Here is a 19,731-nt window from a genome sequence, read left to right as displayed (position 1 = left end):
TTTTAGTTTTTACCGAGATTTCCCGTCAGCAATTCTTTAAGTTGATCTAAAATCTGCCCGCCGCCGGTAATGGAAATTTGGCTGATCTTTTCGCTCATCTTATCGACATATTCAAGTTCTTTGAGCTTTAGCAACAAGGGATTTTCTTCCATCAATTTAGCAGTATTGAGAAGGCTTCGTGTAGAAGCGGTTTCTTCGCGGCGGGTGATGATATTCGCCTGTGCTTTCTTTTCGGCAATCAGCACTTGATTGACAATATCCCGAATCTCTCCCGGCAAAATAATATCCTTTAGTCCGCATGAAAGCACTTCGATACCGAATTGTGCTTGGTAGGGTTTTAAGGTCTCCATAACGAAAGCATTGATTTCCTGTTTTTTTTGCAGCAGCTCATCAAAAAGGAGCGTGCCGACATACTCGCGCAATGCAAGTTGAAAGCACACATACAGCTGATTTTCATAATCGGCATTTGAAACCAGCGCAGTAACCGGATCGTTTATTTTATACCGGCACATAAAATTCAGCCGGAGCAGGACTTTATCCTTTGTCAATATTTCCTGACCGGAAATTTCAAGCTGCCGTGCACGCATATCAGCTTTTAGCATATTGATGGATTGAGCGCTTTTCCAGAAAAAATAAGTCCCTGGCTCCACTATTTTGATAAATTTTTTGTCAAAATAAAGAAGCCCCTTCTCGTAGGGTTCAACTCCGTAATTGATAATGTACGGTCTTAATATACCGGTAATGAGGATATTCCGATCAATATCCGCGCTGATTTCAGGATTGTTCAAATCAATCTGCTGAAATGTTTTAGTGCGGCTATTATTCCAAAAAATATGCTGTCCCGGTGTTAACACGTCTTTTAAAAGCCCGTCCTCAAAATAGAGTGCAATATGACCGGCGCTCACGGTAACGGTTTCCGTTTGATTGCGAAATACCTCGTCGGCAAGCAGTTCAGCCGGATCGCCTGCGGTATGCAGTTCTTCAAAAACCGAATGACATTCAAGCGTATAGCCTTGCCAGTTCAAAAAAAGACCGGGCTTTAGGATTTTGATAAACTTTCCGTGCTTAAACAGTAATACTTTTTGATCATATCGAATATACATACTTCCTACGGGTAATTGCATCAGAGTGTTTTACAACCCCGCAGAATTATTGGGTTGTTCAACCAGAATTGAACCACTTCGCGGTTCAAATGGTCTCGCAACCTCAATAATTCTGCGATTTTTATCTATGCGTCTGATGCAATTACCCTCTCTCCTAGAATAAATGGCGCGAAATTTTCAAGAAAATTTCGCATAATGTAATTAAAGAATACGGAAGACCAGTCCTGCCGCCGGAGAACGGATTGCGGCTTTAGGAATGCTGCAATGCTTCTATCCTCGGTGCAGTTAGGCTCCTTTTCTAGAAAGAGAACCGTAGCAGCCTGAGCTTCGGCATCTGCGCTCTACATTCCGGTATCTGCTGCAATGCTAAGTTGTCCGCCGGTTGCCGTCTGCAAGCTCCTTACCTGAACCCGCACAAGTCTTCGGGACGGTGCGGCATCGGATAAAAGCGGTATACAAAAACGCCGAGACATCAGCGCCTTTGCCGCAGACAGCGAGGGCAAGTATTCCGTATGTGTTGTGGGGCTTCTTTTCAGAAGCTGATGTTACCATACACTGCGTGAAGAGCAGGTGGGAATCGAACCCAATTAGTCCAGTCCGGGCGAGAGAGCTTTGCTCCAACTCGGTACCGGATTATCTCATATTTTTTCACGGCAGAACGCAGGAGACTACTGTTCCGGCGCTGCTGTGCTTTGAATGAAACACCGCGTGAAAAAAACAGACTTCTTATTGTATGAGTTTATTGAGGGCTTGGCTAGGGGAAAATGAAAGCTCAGGGTAAATAGTTAAAATATGTTGAGTGTACTTGCCTTCTTTTTGCGAACATCTCTAGAAATTATACCTGAGTTTTTTGCAGATGCTTATGATTGTATAACAGGCACTATGAGAAGTTCTCAGACGGCAGGGTGAAGGATATCGAGGACGAAATCCCGTTTGCCGTGCCGGATGGCTGGGCGTGGTGCAGACTGCCAAATTTATGCAAAATTCCTATTACAGACGGAACACATCAAACCCCAACTTATTCTGATAAAGAAAATGGAATCCCTTTCTTATCATCTAAAGATGTAACTTCTAGAAAAATAGACTGGAGTAAAATAAAATATATTACAAAAGAATTACATGAGGAACTTCAAAAACGTATTCAACCATATAGAAATGACATTTTATTAGCTAAAAATGGAACAACAGGCGTAGCCGCTTTGGTTGATACTGATAAGATTTTTGATATTTACGTAACTTTAGCAGTATTGCGTCCTGCAGAGGTCGTTCATCCTAATTATCTACATTATGTAATAAATTCTCCATTCTGTAAAAAACAGTTTAATGGTCATTTAACAGGGATTGGTGTTCCCAATTTACATTTAAATGATATATGTAAAACCATTATTCCTCTTCCTCCTTTATCGGAACAACAAAGAATTGTTGCCAAAATTGAAGAACTGTTTGCTCAGCTTGATTGTATCACGACTACGCTAACAGAATAGTTTTGATTCGATCGAAGGTAAATAATTGCAGCTCAGGTTTTGTATTGGACGTAATATCTGTGACCTATTACATGAGGTGTCGCCTTGTCTATAGATTTTCCATATCGTGAAGTAGTCTTTTTTAAGATTCCTTTTTATGGATTCAGTATAAAAATCTATTTGACATATACACATAATACGGTTATAGTACCAGTGTAATCAACAACCCCGGTGCAAGCGTCGAGGTATTGAACCCTCCGCACGAATAAAGAGTTTTGCGGATAAAGAAACAGAGCGTGTTTATAAACAGAAGCTTTCAAAATGCCTTCTGAATATAATTCATAAAGTAGCATCAAGAAAAATGTAGATATTGTAGACACTACTAGGAAAATAGTATGGTTGATTATATTGAATGAAGGATTTCTTATGACTAATATTTTAAATTTTTCTGATTTTCAATTTGAAGCAGAACAGAATAATGAGCAAAAGGCTCAAGATATTGTTTATGATGCATGGGATAGTGAGTCATCCGTACAACGAAAACGATTAGCGCAAAAAGCTCTTGAACTTGATCCGAACTGTGCAGATGCATACTGCATTCTGGCAGGAGAGTATAGATCATATAAAAAGAAAAATGAGTATTACAAAAAAGGAATAGAAGTATTTAGAAAAAAATATGGGGAGAAGTATTTTTCAGAAAATAGCGGATATTTCTGGGGAATACTTGAAACAAGACCGTTTATGCGGCTTTCGGCAGGATATGGACAATTATTATGGGATAATGAGAAAAAGGATGACGCGATACAAATATATGAAGAGTTATTACAATTAAATCCGAATGATAATCAGGGATTACGCTATACTTTGATAAACTGGTTGATAGACCAAAATCAGTTGGACAAAGGAACGGAATTACTAAAACAATATCAGGAAGAGACTGCATTCATGTTGTTTAGCGACCTATTACTTTCTATAAAAAAACAAGAAAGCGACACAAAAATCTTAAAAAAATACATAAAAGCCAAAAAGGCAAATCCGTATATAGTGAAGTATTTACTGCATGAAAGTGAATTGCCTGAATATTTACCGGACTATTATGGATTTGGTGATGAAGATGAGGCCGTAACATATTGTTTTGGTTCGATGGATGTATGGATAAAAGATCAAGATACTATTAGAAAATTGAAAGAGATTAGAGATAAATAACGCTTGCTTCAAACAGGCAATCGGAAAGACTTTGATATGTGTCGGTTTTAATTAAGGGCTGTACATTGAGAATAATAGACAAGAATCAACAGGTTTAACCAATTGTGAAAAGATAGTAAATCACAGTTTTGATAAAAAATATCTTTTATAAATATGTAAAAAAAAGTCCTCTATGTTTAGTAAAACCTGTCCAAAAACTGAAAACCTATCGGCTTTTTCTGTCAGGAAATGATTTATCATATCAGCCAAAGCGGATTGAGTAACAGTTGTTGGACAGTTCCGATTTTTACCACGTTACAATGCTGTCAACCAGTTCCCGCTGTTCGCTTGCTGTGCGGCGTAAATAAATGCGTGTTGTTTCGATGCTTTCATGCCCCATCAAATCGGCAAGCAGGGAAATATCATTGAACTTTTCAAGAAAATTCTTTAAGTACCTTTTATACTATTTTTCGATTATAATGCGGTTGTTGAAATCTTCGAATAAATGTGTTATGTTATATAGCAATGATAGCCGAAAGCCCCGACAGCAGTTACAAGCATTCTCCCCCAAAAGCGCAAACCACAGCTTTTGAAAATAGGCGGAGTAGATGCTAGGAGCCTAGTTGAAATAAAGCGGAGACGTATCGGGTATACCGTATATTTTTATCAAAAGGAGAAATGAGCATGAAAAGAACTCATTCATGGAACAAGAGCGTACTGCTCTTGAGTTGGTTGGCAGGAGCGCTGCTGCTTACTGCGTTTACGGTAAGCTGTAAAGCGAATGTAAGCACGCCAATAAATGTAAGCACGCCAATAGCAGTAACGGGCGTAACACTGGATCAGACTACGGTAATACTTGCAGAAGAAGAAACTCTAACGCTGAAAGCAACCGTTCAGCCTGAAAAGGCAGTGAACAAAAAAGTAGTATGGAGTTCGGATAATACAGCGGTTGCGACAGTCGGTCAGGATGGTACGGTAACGGCGAAAAAAGCCGGAACGACTAAAATTAAGGTAACAACCGCAGACGGCGGTAAAACAGCGAGCTGTACGGTAACGGTTACGTTGATCGAATACACCATCACCTATAACTGTGACGGGGGAAGCAACCATGCCGACAACCCTCCAAAGTATACGGTAGAAACGGAAACGATTACCTTAAAACCTGCAAACAAAGTAGATCATATCTTTTTTGGCTGGTATGCCAATGCAGACTTCAGCGGTGAAAAAGTAACGGAGATTAGCAAGGGCGCCAGCGGAAACAAAGCGCTGTATGCAAAGTTTATCGAAATGAAAATGATCGACATTGCCGCGGTAACGAACGGAACCCTTGGTCATGCTGATTACAGTAATAATAACGGAGAGCACACCGTAAGCCTTACTGCCTACCGGATCGGGGAGACGGAGGTAACGCAGGAGCTGTGGCAGGCAGTGATGGGTGATAATCCGAGCAAGTTTGATAACAGTCCTTACGGCAGTGAAGTGCAGGGAAAGCGACCGGTGGAAAGCGTGAACTGGTGTGAGTGTATAGCGTTCTGCAATGAGCTTACAAAGAAAGTACCGGAATTAGGAGAAAGCCAGTGTGTATATACCGTTGATGGGCATACCTATGGTACAGCTGACGCAACGGCAAAAAAAGTACCAGCCATGGATATGAATAAAAAAGGGTTCCGGTTACCGACGGAGGCTGAATGGGAATGGGCAGCGAAGGGCGGTACAAAGGACAAATGGACTGGAACGAATGAAGAAAGCAAACTTGTAAACTATGCGTGGTATAATGCAAACAGCAGCGATAAAACGCATGCAGTAAAGCAGAAGCAAGCAAACGGGTACGGCTTATACGACATGAGCGGGAACGTATGGGAGTGGTGCTGGGACTGGTATGATAATACGCCTGCGGGTGGACAGGATCCGACAGGAGCTGTTTCTGGCACTTCTACCCGTGTCAGGCGCGGAGGTAGTTCGGTCGATGACGCGAAGAACTGCGCCGTCGGTTTTCGGCACATCAACTACCCCGGCATCAGCAACGACAATCTTGGCCTTCGTGTGGCTTGTCGCCCGTGAAAACTGCACGTCCTTGTGCAGTTTTCACTACGAGATTTGCGATGAGCGCAAATCTTGCTTCTGCATGGAACCAGCCGCATCCGTGCCGCTACTGAGGATTCACACATTTTGCCGGAGAGGTAGGGCAGCTACGGGCTGTTGAGCAGTGTACGTCCGTGTACACTGCTCAACGATAAGTTTTTCTAGCGAAAAACTTACTACTGTTTGGAACCACCACCATCCGTGGCGGTATGCGGCGAAACCGAACCGGCAAAATGTGTTGTGAGGTGCAGTATAGTTTTGAAAAAAAGGTGGAACTACGACAATCGGACAGGATGTCCGTGGTTCCACGCAGTAGCAAGTTTGTTTCACAAACTTGCTGTTAAAAAATGTACAGGACGTACATTTTTTAACGATGCGGCTCGAAAATTTTTTTGACTAAAAAACGGTATGGACTTAACAGAGGCGATGCTTCCGGTAATAACCGCGTCAGTATCGCCAAGGATGGTGGTGCAGTTTGGGGAGAGATTTTGGAAAACCCGTCCTGTATGGGGGGAGGGGGGCGGAAATATAAAAGGAGTTTTTTATGAATATGGATAGAGCTATTTGTTTGGATGAAGAGATGAATGTTGCGGCAAAGTATATGTTTAGAAAACAGCTCTTAGATGCAATCAAAAAGAATGATAAGAAAGCATTTAAAGAATGTGTAAAAAAAATTGGAACAGCATGGGGAACTATTAGGCGTTCTAAAGTTGCAGTGCGGGATAGTTTTATCGACACGCTCTGGGATAATACGGAAGCAATGCAATCAGGCAGCTACGAATGGAATAAATCAAACTATAGCGCTTACAGCTACGAAAGCAAAATTTGCTTTTTAATTAATCCGCTGTATTATAAGCTTATTTATGATTCAAAAAATGCGGCAGTACTTGCTAAGCATTATGGACGTATCGACCGATCGAAATGGCAAGCAAGGGTGGAGCAATATTATAGTGAAATAGTACACTTTTCTCCCAAAGATGAGGCGGACATAGATTGTATTTTTAGGGAAGATTTTTACCTGTGGGCAAATGATAAAGCCAAAATGTGGCTGTTCAGTGAGAATGGCAAAACTAGCTATAAACAGGGACGCACGGAGGAGGAGGCAAAGAATAACGAATCTTTATCGGTGTAAAGTGCTCTGTAAATACTCACTGCAAGTGTACGTGCGGAACACCGCCGCTGACCCGATCTTCAATAGTGCCGCGCGTCAGCGGGCGGGTTCTTAGGGTAGAACCCTAAGAACCCGTTTTTCTTTAGATGGGGTCGCAGGGGAAGACTTTTCTTTTTATCGAAAAAAAGAAAAGTCTTCCCCTATTAGGCTTTTTACTCAAACCGCAAGGGATATATCTTGCGCAAAAGAAGAAAAAACGTCTCAAAAAGCGCATTAAGCAATACCGCTACAAGCTTGAAAGCGGAGAATGGGACGAAGCAGAATATGCTCTGCATATTACACCTGTGTTAGCTCATGTTGCCGTAAGCCGGTGTAGAACGTATTGTAATAGGATTTTATGCCGGTAATGGTGCTAACCGAATGTCAATGGCTTTAAACAGTATCAAATTTTTCAAATCAACAACCTCAATGCATAGCATCGGAGTTGTTGATTTGATTGTGATCTCTTTACCAATCAACTATCATATCAACCAGTTCCCGCTGTTCGCTTGCGGTGTGGCGTAAATAAATGCGTGTTGTTTCGATACTTTCATGTCCCATCAAATCGGCAAGAAGAGAAATATCATTGAACTTTTCAAGAAAATTCTTTGCGTAACGATGCCGGAATGAATGCGGATAGACGACTTTTTCATTTATTCCGTATTTTCTAGCATAACTCTTTAGCTGCTGTGCAATACCGCGAGTGGTAATATGCTTTGCAAAGCGATTTAAAAACAGATAGCCGGATTGGCGTCCAACGGATTCCAGCCATTGTAAGGCTTCTTCCTTCAAAATTTTTGGAATATAAAGGCGCCTCAGTTTTCCTCCCTTTGAATATAGATCAAAATATCCTAATTTTACATGCTCAACTTTTATTTGAATAAGTTCGCTGACACGAGCTCCTGTAGCTGCGAGGAACCATACAACAAAATACCATTCACGATTTCCGTCTTTTTTAAGACTCGATTTTAAAAACTGGTAGTCTGCATTGCTAATAACATTTTCAAGAAAATTTTTCTGCTGGACTTTTACAAATTTTAACTGCAGCTGCTCTTTGTGAATAAACTGCAAGTACTTGTTAATTCCCTGAATCCTTAAATTTACCGTCTTCGGTTTAAAGAACTCAATCAGATAACCTTTGTATGCAAGCAGGTTTTCTTTGCTGACAGAATCATAATGTTCTGTGTAGTATTTAACTATCCATAAATATGATGTAAGAGTATTCTGAGAAAGATTACTTTTCTTCAGATACGCTTCAAAAGTTTCGCCGTTTTCCATAACGACCTCCCAATAAACAAGATTTGCGATTTCTCGCTTATATGGAAAGTATACTTGCAGTGTGAGTTCTTGTTATTAGCAAAAATATACTGATGATCATGTTGAAAAACTATTTACTTAGCTTGATTCGCGCGGAGTAAAATGTCAACTATTGAACCATCTTCACAACTAAACGATAATCTAGCATAAAAATAAATACTTATGTTATAATTGACCTGTTCGATAACTGCGTTTTTGAACAGGTCGACGAGTTCTAAATCGTACAAATAGCACGATTTAGAACATCGCATTTCAAGGTACCCTATTCGGAAACGCAAGTTTCCGAATAGGGTTAATAAATTCAGTGGAGATTTGAAAATGTCCTATGAACAGTATGCACAAATAGAAACTCAGGTTTTAGAAATGCCTTATGAACAGAAAATCCAACTTCTTTTTATGATTGCAGATAGTTTAAAAAATACAAAGGTAGTTGAACCTGTTCATTCGCAGATTAAAACAGTAAAACGCTGCTTTGGTATTGCAAAAGGTGAATTTTCGTATCCGAGGAATTTTGATGAAGATAATGACGAGATTGCAAAACTTTTTGGAGCTGTATGATGAAAATCCTTTGCGATACACACATTTTTATTTGGTTTTTAACAGGAGATGATCGGCTTTCAGTAAAAGCACGTACCATTATAGAAAACGAGGAAAATGAAATTTATTTTTCTCTTGTGTCTGTACAAGCAAAAATTGAAAAATTGACCTTTATTACACATGCTTCACTCATTCCGGATTACAATGAGCCATGCATTGTTTCTGTGTAAAAAGACCGGTAAAAATTATGCGACACTTATTATATTTTGTTGATCTCGTTACACAGTGACCGTATCAATTTTTATCTGAATAAGTTCGCTGACACGAGCTCAAAGATTCAAAATAATCTCGTCTAATTTCTTCATTAACTCATGAATGCTGTTACATATTTTGCGTTGTTCATTTAACGGTGGAATTGGAATAAGAGTTTCTGCAATAAATTCTTTTCCAATTCTCTGTTGTCCTACAGCGCCGGTAAAATTATTGATCCCTTCCTTTATGAAAGCATCTGTTTTTATAAACCAAAATACATATTCATTGAAAATATATTTATTGTTTATTCGTAATATATGTAATTCTGTTGTTCCTGCCCCATATTTGTTCTTTAAGTTCTTAAAAATTACAGATTTTCTATTTTCAAAACAAGGGGTAATTTTTGCAATTCCAATATCATTGTCGGAAAAATGACTGAAACCGAATTTTACTGTTCTCCATGTTCGTAATTCATAGGTAAAATTGTTATTAAATTCTGAATCAATTAAGGTCATTGGCACGAAAGAAACTTCTAAAGCATCATTCAGCTTATTCTTAGGATTTATTTCGCATATTGAAGAAATTTTTTCCCAACACCAATTTTCCGGCAAAGCAAACGGCACTTCAATCTGTTCCTCAGTACCGTCGTCGAACTTCTCATAATAACACTATGAGAAGTATTATACCATAGGTTTACAGATTTTGGTAGTGAAATCAACAACCCCGACGCGAGTATCGGGGCACAGTGCGCAACGTTTCGCACTGTATGTGCGATCCGGCACGGATGCCGGTGGTTCCAAACAGAAACGAGTTTTTTGCTTTGTAAAAAACTCGCAGTCAAAAATGTACAAGGATGTATATTTTTGACGTGGTGGTTGCAGCCGGCTTTAATACCCTCATGTTAGACGCAGCATGTGAGATACCCCTCTGCACAAACAAACAGTCCATAATATGACTTTACTATAGTCTTGATCGTTTTCCTTTTCTTTCGGATGCCAGCGCATAAAACACTACCGAGCTGACAAGTACTAAGCCGTGTACAAAGCGCGTCCAAAACCCGGAGAGTCCGGCACTTACTAATCCGGCTTCTATCATACCGATCACCATAGCACCGGCAAGAGAACCCCATAGCGTCCCTCTGCCGCCGTACACAGATGTACCGCCCAAAAAGACCGAGGCAAAAACCAGCAGCAAATAGCCTTCCCCCTGCGTCGGCCACCAATTTCCCAGCTCCATACACGACAACACACCGGAAAATGCTGCCGTTATTCCCGCCAGCACGAACACACCAATGCGCGTACGGCGGACAGGCAGCCCCATCATGCGTGCAGCTTCTTTATTATCCCCAAGAAACCGTATGCCGTCACCAAGCACCGTCCGATGCAAAATCACCGCAAAAAAGATAGAAACACCCAGCATCCACACTGTTTGCGCAGGGATAAGCCCGCCGATCCTTCCGGTAAAGCATTGCACGGTAGGACTCGTCCTCATTGAAGCAAGCGATACAGCCAGTCCGTTTGAAAGAAGCATCACCGAACCGCGCCAAAAAAAATCAAACCCAATGGTTACCACAATAGAGGGAGCGCCGGTAGCGGTAATTGTCAATCCGTTGATAAGACCGATGCAAGCCCCCATCGCAAGCGCCGCAGCAAGTCCCAACGCAGGTGAACCGCTCCAGCGCGTAATCACCGCAAAAGCAAAACCGCTCATCGCCATGTTCGAAGCAAAGGACATATCCATTTCCCCTGCAATTACCACCAGCGTTATTCCGGCAGCAGCAATAGCAATGAAGGGAATAGAGGTCATAAACGAAATGTATATATATTTATCTAAAAAAGTTTGCGGCGCAGCAATGATAAAGGCAATCCAAAGCCCCGTCAGCACCAGCGTAACCGGCAGCATCGGCTTGAGCAGTCTGTACACACTACGCATCAAAGCCCTTCCTTACAGCAGTTAATAAATCATCAAACGTTATCTGCGAGCGCTCAAGCATACCGGCTGTTTTTCCATGAGATAAAATACAAAAACGGTCGGCAGTCTGCCATACATGGTCAATCGTATGGGTAATAAAAATAACAGACTTCCCTTTTTCCCGCACTGCACGGATAAACTGCAAAACCTTATCCACCTCATTGACGGCAAGCGCAGTAGTCGGTTCATCCAAAATCACCAGCCCCGCATCAAAATACATCGCGCGTCCAATCGCAATACCCTGCCGTTCTCCACCGGAGAGAACCCCGGCAGCAGTATCAGGTGTCAGCCGGTCTCCGCCAAGACCGAGTTCCGCCAGCAGCTGCTGCGTTATGCGTTTTTCAGTACGGACATCGATCAGCCCTAAACGGTTTTTAATATGTCTGCCCATAAAGATATTCCGCCACAGCGGCTGCAAAACGCCGAGCGCGCGGTCTTGATACACCGTTTCTATCCCCATCCGCCGGGCTTGCGCAACAGAATACCGGCGGAAGTTCACCGCATGCCCTTTGAACAAAAAAGAGCCGCTATCCGCACCGTATAACCCGGAGATAATTTTGATAAGCGTCGATTTACCAGCACCGTTATCCCCCAATAAACCGACAATCTCACCGGGTTTCACACTAAAGTCAGCGCCCCGGAGCGCCTGCACGGTACCAAAACTCTTATGAATACCGTGCATTTCCAGTAAAAAGTCCAATGACTTACCGTATTCCCTTTTCTGCAAGCGGAGCGATCATATCGATATTTTCTTTCGTTACAAATCCGCCGGCTGTATCGATAATTAACCCGCCGAATCCCGCTTCTTTTGACTGCAGCAAGGTTGTTACTGCCAGATAACCGATTAAATACGGCTGCCCTTCACCAATTAAATCGACATACCCCGTTTTAATCCCCTCTGCCGTAGCCGGAGATAAGCTAAAACCGGCAACCGCAACAGCATCCGGCGCAATACCTGCCGAACGGAGCGCATTACCCGCCTGAGCAGTCAAAGCACCGTGATCAATAACAGCAAGTTTACAATCCTTATTTGCAGACAAATACCCGGTTAAAATAGGAGCACCCAACGTTGCATCCTTGTTCGCCTCAGGGGAAATTTCCAAGTAATCCACCTTGAGCCCAGCTTTCTCAAACACCTCGATAATTGCTTGAGCACGTCTGCCGCGTCCCGGTAAGCTCTTCAGCCCCCACACAAAGACCTTATCGTCTTTTTGCAGCTTAAAATAGTCTACACACCGTTCTGCAAGCAGTTTTCCTTGATTATAGTTATCCGGTCCGATAAACCCAAAGCCCTTATTCTGATACTTCTGATAGAGCCGTGGCAATGGAGTGTCAACACAGGTTACCAGTGCACCTTGAGCATAGGCTTGATCGATAAGCTGTTCATAACCGTCATCACCCGGTACCCCGATAACAACCATCCCATCAGGCTTTGTTGCAAGCCCCTCCCGAAAGTTTTTCAGCATCTTTTCGGCGCTCCAATCAGAATACACAAAACTTATATCGATATTCAGATCTTTCGCCGCCGCTGCTGCTCCATTTTGTAACACAGTCCCGTATGATTCCCCGGGAGCACCGCCGGTATCAAACCAAATCTTCATCCGCTTTTGTCCGCCGAGAGTCTCTCCCTGCGGAGGTACCGCCTTATCCGTTTTTGCACCTGCTGCACAGCCCGTTAAACAGACCCCAATTCCACACAACACTGCAGCCGCAGCCGCTTTCCAGTTTTTCATAAATTCTCCTTGCATTCACTACTTTATTTTTACTACTTTAAATAGTACTCACTTAGTATACTAGTATACGAGCCATTTACAAAGGCATATCGTCTCAAAATGATCGATTGAATAATACCGTAAGACTTTCGCAGTATACCTAATTTCCGTATAAAGGTAAATCTGCCTGCTGTAGGTAGGATGCAGATGGGCGTACCGGTTTTGCGCTCCATCTCCATCCTATTTTAGAGCGGATGCTCTTTTATCGAGTAATGTGATCAAGGCTTCCTTCATATCATCAGGGATGAGAGAATTACGACACATTTCAATAAAGACAGGTACCATAGATATTAATTGACCTATCATTTTCTCCGCTGCAAGATTCGCTATGCCACAACCGGCGGCAAAGGTGAGAAAATCTTTACAATGGATATTTCTCTTCTTTCCATTCATTGGTAAAGCACATTCATCTTTGTCTTCCGGCATAATAACATTTACCGGAAGCAAATCATACGCAGGGGAAAGATGATATGTTCCCGACCCCGATGTTGATTCAATTAAAGAAAAATTCTTTAAATGCATATCGGAATTTCCAACAATAAATGAAAAGACGAGCCGATAAAATAATTCGGTCATATCAAGACCGGGACGATAAGAATATTTCTTAATGATATTTCCGCACCGCTCATAAGAGCCTTTATATTTATCTTGAGTCAATCTTAAATCAAGTTGACAAAAATCTTCCATAGCAATGAGCTTTACATTGGAATCTTTTGAAAAAACACGATCGATTCTTTTTGTAATATACGCATAAGAGTCTTTGCTTTTTATAAGAGCATGAGGAACGGTTCTAATCTTAGCTTTATCCGCCATAGACATAACAAGATGTTCAGACTCCGGTAACGCACGAAATTCTTTTACTTGAGGTTTCAAAATATATCCTGTGGGGTAATTCACAACAGTTAATCTGGGATGCACTTCATTTGAAAGATGCAATGAAAGTTTTTTCTGAACACCCGGAATAGTATACCCTTTATTGGTGCTTGCTTTTGCTAGTTCTTCCAACACCAAGTCTGTTATTTCAATTTCCGGAATCGCATTGGTCATGAAAAACTTATTTATACACGTCTTATGCCAGCCGTTATTTTCACTATTGTCTTTTATCGGCTTTCCGCAACACAGACAATTCATAGTTTCTCTTCCTCGTTTATGCTGACATTTCCGATAGGATCCTTACAAGCAACTAACAGCAAGGAAAATCTGTCTTTAGGGTCTATTTTCCAATTACGGCTTACGACCTCAAGAAGCCAGCCTTCGGGAATCAATCCATCAAAAAAGGAAAACAATGTTTTTGATGTATAAGGTTCTTCACGTATCGGAAGTGTCAATGAAACCGGGCGATTATCTCCTTGCGCAACATACGTTTTATCGTAAGAAAAAGAATAGCCGTCGTCGGTTTCACAGAGTTTTCCGGCAAAGGTATTATATACATAGACGTATGCAGTTCTAAATATGTTTTTCATTTATATGCCGCCGAAGTTAGACCTTCCTTAAAATTCAGCAGCCGAACAAAATATCAATTTTGGAGGATACTGAATTGATACGCGATAGCGTACATACAATTTGTGATGTTTGCGATACGCAAACTCATCGGTTAACGAGGCAACCTTATTTTGTTGCTGAAGTTAGACCTTCCTTTTTACCCGGTATTGCCTCCATGCCGAACATTGCCAATGCAACATTCACTTTATCCATTCGTACGGTTTCTTTTCCTTGTTCCAATTCACGGACAAAGCGAAGTCCAAGACCTGATCTCATCGCAAAATCTTCCTGCGTCAAACCGGTGGATTTTCTATTTGTTTTAATGAATTCCGCTATTCTATTCATATAAACCTTACTCCCCTGTGAAGTGCTGCTGTATGTGCATTATATACCCTTTAGGGTATAATGTCAAAGAGGAAAGACGGGAATACACCCTATCGGGTATATAATAACTTTTAAAATAAATAATTATACCCTAAAAGGTGTATTTTAAAGTAGTTATGACAGCTCTGTGTATTCACATCTTTATTCGTGCGGAGTGTTTAATATCCGCCGTTCATCTACCGCCATGGATAGCGGTTGTTCCACGCAGTAGTAATGGTGTGACAGAGCCACACCATTGCAGTCAAAACTATACACGGATGTATAGTTTTGACGAATGCTCTGCGTTGGGGGTGTTGATGCGTGTGAAGGTTCTATATTATGTGCACTGATTTTTACTCTTTGTAAGCTGAGAGCTCCTTCATTGCAACATCCAAAGAAGTCCGCCTGCTTCTCTTTTCTTTTGTTTCCTTTATAGAGCCAACCAAAACGACTCTGTGTCTTGGTATTTTTAATACGTACGTTTCATACCAATAAGGTTGTGGTTTGGGAATCTTAATATTTACCGCTCCCTTTTTGATGAGGAATTCTTTATTTTTCCAATTTGCAACGCTTTATTCCATACAAGCACTGACTATTGATACATCTCTTTAAGCGATACTAATATCAGTTTTTTGTCCTGTAAAGTATCAAACCATTTTGTATAACCTGACAGTGAAAACAAAATATATGTTACAATGTCGTATGTCGGTGATATTACATTTGCTCGCCGTATCAATGTTTCATATATTCCCTTATCTATCTTTTCATTCTTAAATTTACACTCACCTATGACTGCCTTTTTTTCCATTTCTGACAATGCAACCACATCAATATCCGCAGATTGTATGACTTTCTCTCCATTGCTATTTAAAACGGTTTCTGTTCGCCACCATGTCCCAACAGCTGTAATAAAACAATTAAATTTTCCAAGAATTCCTTGTTTCAAGGTATAATATCTGCACATATCCTCAAATACTGTTCCCATAAAAGAATGTAAAATTGGTTTTACTGCTTTTTTATAATACAGTTCACCCTGTCCCATTTCTATTACGCTGGCAGCCTTTGGAATAAATGCATACCAAAACTTAAACATGTGGTCTTTTAAAACGTACTGTGTCTTTTTCTTATTCTTTTCCTCTGTGATACATTTTTTCTTTTCTACCAACCCTACACTTATTAATTTTTCAATAGAATAGAGAATGGTCGGCTCTTTTTCATTTATTTTGTTAGCGATAACATTGACGGTATTTTTTCCTGATGCAATCTGCTCAATTATATTATTAACCACTGTGATGTCTGAAAATTCCTGTGTCAGAAGGTTTCTTGTTTCATCATATAAATATCCGTCTGTTCGAAAGAATAACCGTACAATATTTTCATCAAGATTTTTCTTAGGATCAATCATTGACAGATACTTTGCTACCCCGCCGGTGATTCCATAGCAGATTGCTTTGTCCTCATAAGAATACTTCGGTACGAATTGAGCTGCATCCAAATAGTCAAATGCTTCTAATTTTATTTGAGAATCCCGTCTTCCAAATAACGGGCTTTTTTCACTCAGCACCTTGTTTTCTATAAAGCTTAATGCAGATCCGCACAGTATAATTTTTAAGTTTTTAGCCCGCCAAACGGTATCAATATACTTTTGCAATACTGAAAGCAGCGCTTCATCTTTTTCTGCCCAATACGGTAATTCATCTATTACCAGTAGCATTTTTTCATCTGACATATTTTGTGCAATAAAGTCAAACACGGCCTCGATTGTACGAAAGTGTATGTCTTCAATGCCTGCTAAAAATACATCAGTTACCTGCTTTGAAAATAACTCCAGATTCCTTTCTTTACCCACTTTAGTGGCTGTATAAAAAATTACCTTTTTATCTTTCACAAATTCCGAAATAAGGGTAGATTTGCCAATACGTCTGCGCCCGTATATAACAGTCATTCCTAGTCCGGGTTTTTGATAAAATTCATTTAGATACGATAATTCTTTTTCTCTTCCAATGAACATATTTACAGCCTCATCAATAGTTTTGTTCAAACTAATTTTATTAAAAATGATTTGAATAAAACTGTATCATATTTCATTCTGTTTATCAAGTCAAATGTGCTAAGGTGTTAAATGTACTAAAGTAACATTATACCATGTTTAAGGTGTTTTTCCAGCAGTTATCAATGAGTTCAGTTTTTGATATAATGGCAGCGTAAACAAAAAACAGGAGAATTATTATGTACATAAAACCTGAAGATCGGCGTGAAAAATCGAATGCAAAAATAAAGGGAATGGGCATTGCCTGTATGGAAGAACTGCCCTTGGTGGAATCATCAAAAGAGGCGAAGCTTAAAAGCCTTGAAGAAATCTGCGACAGAGCCATCGCATGTCTTTTGTCAATTCAATTGGCCGAAGACATTCATAATGAGCAAGGGTATGAAGAATCGAAGGAACTATTTTTACGTTTGCTTAAAAACTACGAAGTATCGGACTGCCTTTTGGAAAAAGAAAAACGGCTTTTTGACAGGACATACACTAAACAGGATGTCATCGATGTCTGCTGGACTTATGAAGCGTATTGGTCGCTTGTGTGGGCTTTGGGCTTGGTCGAAGATATTTCGTATCCGAACACCATCTGTGATGTGGAGAGAGCGATAAAGCTGGTCGGCGACACCGATGGGAAAGCTGCGTTTAAAGCACAATGTAAGTTACGCGGGATAGAGGAAATACTGGATATGCTCGATCTTCACTACCGTTACCATTGGGCAACGGAGGGAAAACGGCTTCGCCCGGAAACGGAAATCAAGGACTTAAATCCCGATGTTTTGATGGAACGAAGGCGCGGACTTGAATGGCTTATTTCCGAAGAAAGCGATTGGTTCGATATTTCGATGGATACGTAAACGTAAGAAAAAAAGATACGGTTCTCATTCTAGCAAATCGTCATGCAATAGAAAGTCTCTTATCCCAATATAATAAATCCCATATTCATCATATCTTGGAACGATGATGTCTTTTACAATAATGATTTTTTTAAAGGAATCGTCAATGCGTTTGAGAGGGTTTCTTTCTTGCTCTTTTTTCTCCTCACTGTTGATTGCAAAAGCAGATTGAATATAATATCGTACGTTTCCTTTATTAACAACGAAGTCAACTTCCAATTGCGTTCTTTTTGTTTTTCCTTCTATATTATGAAAGTATTCCACAATACCGACATCGACAGTATAACCTCTTCTTATCAAGTCATTGTAAATGATATTTTCCATAAGATGGGTTTCTTCGATTTGTCTAAAATTAAGCCGTGCATTTCTTAGTCCTATGTCCGCAAAATAATATTTAAGCGGCGTAGAAAAATACATTGCCCCCTTAATATCGTATCTTTTAGAAGCATATAAAATATATGCTTCTTCAAAGTATGAGAGATATTTTGAAATTGTATTGTTTGAAATCTTTATTTTCTGCTCTGAGGCATATCGATTGGACAATTTGAGGGGATTTTTCAAAGAACCGACTGCTGAGGAAATAAAATCAAGCAAAACTCCTAATATCTCTTCACTATTTTTGATCTGATTTCTTTCCATAATATCTCTAATATAAGTTTCTTCAAATAAGCCTTTCAAATACCGGCTTTTTTCTGCAAAGGTTTCAAGCTGCACGACAAACGGCATCCCGCCATATAGGACATAGTCTTCCCAAGCTCTATCCGTATTTTCATAACAGCTATTTATTTCAGCAAAAGATAAGGGATACAGGTGAATTTCATCTCCCCTATCGCGAAACTGTGTCAAAATATCTTTAGAAAGCATTTTTGAATTACTGCCGATAACATAAATATCAACGTTTTTTCGCTTCATAAGCGAAAGGAGCGTATCAACAAATGTTATTTTTTCATTGGAATCATCACTATATGGGTTTTGAACTGATCTTGAAAATTGTATTTCATCAATGAAAATATAATATCTTTTATCATTCTGCACTTTACTTTTTACATAGTCATTCAATGCAAACGGATCTCTATAGCGAATATTTTCAATATCATCAAGGGTTATTTCGATAATCTGTGTTTCATCTACGTCATTTTGTAGTAAATAGTTTTTGTATAGCTGAAACAGCAAATATGATTTTCCGCATCTTCGGATACCGGTAATTATTTTTATTCGTCCATTGTTTCTTTTCTTAATAAGTTCATCTAGATAGTGCTTTCTTTCTATAATCATATCGATATCCTTTACATGAACAAATTATGTGTTTTACCACGGTTTTTATTCGTACATAGTGTATCATTTGTAAATATCATATGCAATATATGTGTCCACAGACAAAAGTTTCATTTTTTGATATGCTTACAAAAAGCTTTTATGGGAGATTAAGTTATGAAAAAAACGGAACATTGGTATTTCGGTCAGTTGAATCTTGAGGCAGTCGATGACACGGATGTTATTTGGGAAAAAGAGATTCAGGGGATAGACACATGGCTTTGGCTCGGCAAAAATGTAGAACCGTCTACCGGCATACTCGACCTTTATGCACAGTTTCTTGAGAACATAGAAGATAAAATAAAAGACGCAAGAAAAGCACTTATAGCATATTTAAACGATGACAGTTACTATATCGACTTTCATATTGAAGAATGCGGACTGGAAGATTTACCGACTGATATTACCGAGTTTGTAAGTAAAATGACGGTAACGAATGTAGGCTTATGGATTGACAGTGAAAAGCCGCACATCGCAATGGATTTTATGATTGCACCTGATGAAAGCGATGAAATACTCTGCGTAAAATTCGGTGAAGATGCAAAAATTATATCCATTGATTGGGAAAGTTAGCATCTCTGGCACAGCATACAGCCTCACAGCGGTAGGGATTAAACCGTCAGTACAGATAAAAAACTGCTATTCATGCACACAAAGACAGCTTCAAGCAGATAAACCGTATATTGAGAGACACCAATAAAAAGAAATCATGCTCTTGACTTGTTGGGGAGAGCAGGATATTTTTACGAAAGAAAGTTGATCCTTTATGAGCGCTGTGTAGGTACACCGGTCATCCGTATTGGTTA

Annotated in this window: 21 protein-coding genes and 1 pseudogene; 9 read left to right on the top strand and 13 right to left on the bottom strand. The window is 40.1% G+C overall.

Features of this window, described 5'->3' with window-relative positions; all coding sequences use genetic code 11:
- Positions 1-2: 2 nt before the first annotated feature.
- Positions 3-1,103, bottom strand: coding sequence for a slipin family protein (locus ACTTJ8_RS00765; RefSeq protein WP_442720057.1), 1,101 nt, complete (start codon positions 1,101-1,103; stop codon positions 3-5).
- Positions 1,104-1,469: 366 nt separating this feature from the next.
- Positions 1,470-1,655, bottom strand: coding sequence for a hypothetical protein (locus tag ACTTJ8_RS00760; RefSeq protein WP_442720056.1), 186 nt, complete (start codon positions 1,653-1,655; stop codon positions 1,470-1,472).
- Between the two features lie 353 nt (positions 1,656-2,008).
- Between ACTTJ8_RS00760 and ACTTJ8_RS00755 the strand changes: the two genes are divergently transcribed.
- Both ACTTJ8_RS00755 and ACTTJ8_RS00750 read left to right on the top strand, forming a co-directional pair.
- Complete coding sequence (locus ACTTJ8_RS00755) at positions 2,009-2,587, top strand: restriction endonuclease subunit S (protein ID WP_442720055.1); 579 nt, start codon at positions 2,009-2,011, stop codon at positions 2,585-2,587.
- Between the two features lie 405 nt (positions 2,588-2,992).
- Entirely contained in the window at positions 2,993-3,772 is a 780-nt protein-coding gene (locus ACTTJ8_RS00750; RefSeq protein WP_442715931.1) for a tetratricopeptide repeat protein, read from the top strand.
- Between the two features lie 286 nt (positions 3,773-4,058).
- On the opposite strand, the pseudogene ACTTJ8_RS00745 reads toward ACTTJ8_RS00750, so the two are convergent.
- Positions 4,059-4,208: pseudogene (locus ACTTJ8_RS00745) on the bottom strand (integrase); the annotation flags it as partial.
- A gap of 227 nt (positions 4,209-4,435) precedes the next feature.
- Between ACTTJ8_RS00745 and ACTTJ8_RS00740 the strand changes: the two are divergent.
- The 3 genes from ACTTJ8_RS00740 (at position 4,436) to ACTTJ8_RS00730 (ending at position 7,351) form a co-directional block, all read left to right on the top strand.
- Entirely contained in the window at positions 4,436-5,812 is a 1,377-nt protein-coding gene (locus ACTTJ8_RS00740) for an SUMF1/EgtB/PvdO family nonheme iron enzyme (RefSeq protein WP_442720054.1), read from the top strand.
- A gap of 565 nt (positions 5,813-6,377) precedes the next feature.
- The gene (locus ACTTJ8_RS00735) at positions 6,378-6,965 is read left to right on the top strand and encodes a hypothetical protein (RefSeq protein WP_442718415.1); all 588 of its coding nucleotides are present in this window, start codon (positions 6,378-6,380) and stop codon (positions 6,963-6,965) included.
- 125 nt (positions 6,966-7,090) lie between these two features.
- A complete protein-coding gene (locus ACTTJ8_RS00730; RefSeq protein WP_442720053.1) occupies positions 7,091-7,351 on the top strand; it encodes a hypothetical protein in 261 nt (86 codons plus the stop codon).
- Between the two features lie 100 nt (positions 7,352-7,451).
- On the opposite strand, the gene ACTTJ8_RS00725 is transcribed toward ACTTJ8_RS00730, so the two are convergent.
- Positions 7,452-8,261 (bottom strand): tyrosine-type recombinase/integrase, encoded by an 810-nt coding sequence (locus ACTTJ8_RS00725; RefSeq protein ID WP_442720052.1) that lies wholly within the window; start codon positions 8,259-8,261, stop codon positions 7,452-7,454.
- A gap of 357 nt (positions 8,262-8,618) precedes the next feature.
- Here ACTTJ8_RS00725 and ACTTJ8_RS00720 point away from each other — a divergent pair, with 357 nt between their 5' ends.
- Both ACTTJ8_RS00720 and ACTTJ8_RS00715 read left to right on the top strand, forming a co-directional pair.
- A complete protein-coding gene (locus tag ACTTJ8_RS00720; protein ID WP_442715873.1) occupies positions 8,619-8,858 on the top strand; it encodes a DUF2281 domain-containing protein in 240 nt (79 codons plus the stop codon).
- Positions 8,855-9,067, top strand: coding sequence for a type II toxin-antitoxin system VapC family toxin (locus ACTTJ8_RS00715; protein WP_442715874.1), 213 nt, complete (start codon positions 8,855-8,857; stop codon positions 9,065-9,067). The genes ACTTJ8_RS00720 and ACTTJ8_RS00715 overlap by 4 nt, the downstream gene beginning before the upstream one ends.
- Before the next feature lie 99 nt (positions 9,068-9,166).
- Here the strand turns inward: ACTTJ8_RS00715 and ACTTJ8_RS00710 are convergent, their stop codons facing one another.
- The 8 genes from ACTTJ8_RS00710 to ACTTJ8_RS00675 form a co-directional block, all read right to left on the bottom strand.
- Positions 9,167-9,712, bottom strand: a complete 546-nt coding sequence (locus ACTTJ8_RS00710; protein WP_442720051.1) for a restriction endonuclease subunit S — start codon at positions 9,710-9,712, stop codon at positions 9,167-9,169.
- Positions 9,713-10,049: 337 nt separating this feature from the next.
- Entirely contained in the window at positions 10,050-11,021 is a 972-nt protein-coding gene (locus ACTTJ8_RS00705) for an ABC transporter permease (protein WP_442720050.1), read from the bottom strand.
- Entirely contained in the window at positions 11,014-11,787 is a 774-nt protein-coding gene (locus ACTTJ8_RS00700) for an ATP-binding cassette domain-containing protein (RefSeq protein WP_442718410.1), read from the bottom strand. Before ACTTJ8_RS00700 ends, ACTTJ8_RS00705 begins: the two co-directional genes overlap by 8 nt.
- Positions 11,765-12,793, bottom strand: coding sequence for a sugar ABC transporter substrate-binding protein (locus ACTTJ8_RS00695; protein WP_442720049.1), 1,029 nt, complete (start codon positions 12,791-12,793; stop codon positions 11,765-11,767). The genes ACTTJ8_RS00700 and ACTTJ8_RS00695 overlap by 23 nt, the downstream gene beginning before the upstream one ends.
- 219 nt (positions 12,794-13,012) lie before the next feature.
- Positions 13,013-13,963, bottom strand: a complete 951-nt coding sequence (locus tag ACTTJ8_RS00690; RefSeq protein ID WP_442720048.1) for a HipA domain-containing protein — start codon at positions 13,961-13,963, stop codon at positions 13,013-13,015.
- Positions 13,960-14,295, bottom strand: coding sequence for a HipA N-terminal domain-containing protein (locus tag ACTTJ8_RS00685; RefSeq protein WP_442715879.1), 336 nt, complete (start codon positions 14,293-14,295; stop codon positions 13,960-13,962). The genes ACTTJ8_RS00690 and ACTTJ8_RS00685 overlap by 4 nt, the downstream gene beginning before the upstream one ends.
- Before the next feature lie 145 nt (positions 14,296-14,440).
- Positions 14,441-14,659 (bottom strand): type II toxin-antitoxin system Y4mF family antitoxin, encoded by a 219-nt coding sequence (locus ACTTJ8_RS00680; RefSeq protein ID WP_442715880.1) that lies wholly within the window; start codon positions 14,657-14,659, stop codon positions 14,441-14,443.
- A 610-nt stretch (positions 14,660-15,269) separates the two neighbouring features.
- A complete protein-coding gene (locus ACTTJ8_RS00675; RefSeq protein ID WP_442720047.1) occupies positions 15,270-16,688 on the bottom strand; it encodes an ATP-binding protein in 1,419 nt (472 codons plus the stop codon).
- A 218-nt stretch (positions 16,689-16,906) separates the two neighbouring features.
- Between ACTTJ8_RS00675 and ACTTJ8_RS00670 the strand changes: the two genes are divergently transcribed.
- The gene (locus tag ACTTJ8_RS00670) at positions 16,907-17,572 is read left to right on the top strand and encodes a DUF4272 domain-containing protein (protein ID WP_442720046.1); all 666 of its coding nucleotides are present in this window, start codon (positions 16,907-16,909) and stop codon (positions 17,570-17,572) included.
- Between the two features lie 24 nt (positions 17,573-17,596).
- Here ACTTJ8_RS00670 and ACTTJ8_RS00665 read toward each other — a convergent pair whose 3' ends face one another.
- Positions 17,597-18,886, bottom strand: a complete 1,290-nt coding sequence (locus ACTTJ8_RS00665; protein ID WP_442720045.1) for an ATP-binding protein — start codon at positions 18,884-18,886, stop codon at positions 17,597-17,599.
- Positions 18,887-19,042: 156 nt separating this feature from the next.
- Between ACTTJ8_RS00665 and ACTTJ8_RS00660 the strand changes: the two genes are divergently transcribed.
- Entirely contained in the window at positions 19,043-19,498 is a 456-nt protein-coding gene (locus ACTTJ8_RS00660; protein ID WP_442720044.1) for a DUF2004 domain-containing protein, read from the top strand.
- The last annotated feature ends 233 nt before the right edge of the window (positions 19,499-19,731 follow it).

It is taken from the genome of Treponema sp. (genome assembly GCF_052169735.1).
Classification (GTDB): domain Bacteria; phylum Spirochaetota; class Spirochaetia; order Treponematales; family Treponemataceae; genus Treponema.
The sequence above is the reverse complement of the archived record's forward strand: the minus strand, read 5'-3'. Positions and strand labels throughout refer to the sequence as shown.

Bases quoted from the DNA above. Each gene is read 5' to 3' on its own strand.
- ACTTJ8_RS00765 (WP_442720057.1), bottom strand. From the start codon at position 1,103: ATGTATATTCGATATGATCAAAAAGTATTACTGTTTAAGCACGGAAAG.
- ACTTJ8_RS00760 (WP_442720056.1), bottom strand. From the start codon at position 1,655: ATGGTAACATCAGCTTCTGAAAAGAAGCCCCACAACACATACGGAATA.
- ACTTJ8_RS00750 (WP_442715931.1), top strand. From the start codon at position 2,993: ATGACTAATATTTTAAATTTTTCTGATTTTCAATTTGAAGCAGAACAG.
- ACTTJ8_RS00740 (WP_442720054.1), top strand. From the start codon at position 4,436: ATGAAAAGAACTCATTCATGGAACAAGAGCGTACTGCTCTTGAGTTGG.
- ACTTJ8_RS00735 (WP_442718415.1), top strand. From the start codon at position 6,378: ATGAATATGGATAGAGCTATTTGTTTGGATGAAGAGATGAATGTTGCG.
- ACTTJ8_RS00730 (WP_442720053.1), top strand. From the start codon at position 7,091: ATGGGGTCGCAGGGGAAGACTTTTCTTTTTATCGAAAAAAAGAAAAGT.
- ACTTJ8_RS00725 (WP_442720052.1), bottom strand. From the start codon at position 8,261: ATGGAAAACGGCGAAACTTTTGAAGCGTATCTGAAGAAAAGTAATCTT.
- ACTTJ8_RS00720 (WP_442715873.1), top strand. From the start codon at position 8,619: ATGTCCTATGAACAGTATGCACAAATAGAAACTCAGGTTTTAGAAATG.
- ACTTJ8_RS00715 (WP_442715874.1), top strand. From the start codon at position 8,855: ATGATGAAAATCCTTTGCGATACACACATTTTTATTTGGTTTTTAACA.
- ACTTJ8_RS00705 (WP_442720050.1), bottom strand. From the start codon at position 11,021: ATGCGTAGTGTGTACAGACTGCTCAAGCCGATGCTGCCGGTTACGCTG.
- ACTTJ8_RS00695 (WP_442720049.1), bottom strand. From the start codon at position 12,793: ATGAAAAACTGGAAAGCGGCTGCGGCTGCAGTGTTGTGTGGAATTGGG.
- ACTTJ8_RS00690 (WP_442720048.1), bottom strand. From the start codon at position 13,963: ATGAATTGTCTGTGTTGCGGAAAGCCGATAAAAGACAATAGTGAAAAT.
- ACTTJ8_RS00685 (WP_442715879.1), bottom strand. From the start codon at position 14,295: ATGAAAAACATATTTAGAACTGCATACGTCTATGTATATAATACCTTT.
- ACTTJ8_RS00680 (WP_442715880.1), bottom strand. From the start codon at position 14,659: ATGAATAGAATAGCGGAATTCATTAAAACAAATAGAAAATCCACCGGT.
- ACTTJ8_RS00675 (WP_442720047.1), bottom strand. From the start codon at position 16,688: ATGTTCATTGGAAGAGAAAAAGAATTATCGTATCTAAATGAATTTTAT.
- ACTTJ8_RS00670 (WP_442720046.1), top strand. From the start codon at position 16,907: ATGTACATAAAACCTGAAGATCGGCGTGAAAAATCGAATGCAAAAATA.
- ACTTJ8_RS00665 (WP_442720045.1), bottom strand. From the start codon at position 18,886: ATGATTATAGAAAGAAAGCACTATCTAGATGAACTTATTAAGAAAAGA.
- ACTTJ8_RS00660 (WP_442720044.1), top strand. From the start codon at position 19,043: ATGAAAAAAACGGAACATTGGTATTTCGGTCAGTTGAATCTTGAGGCA.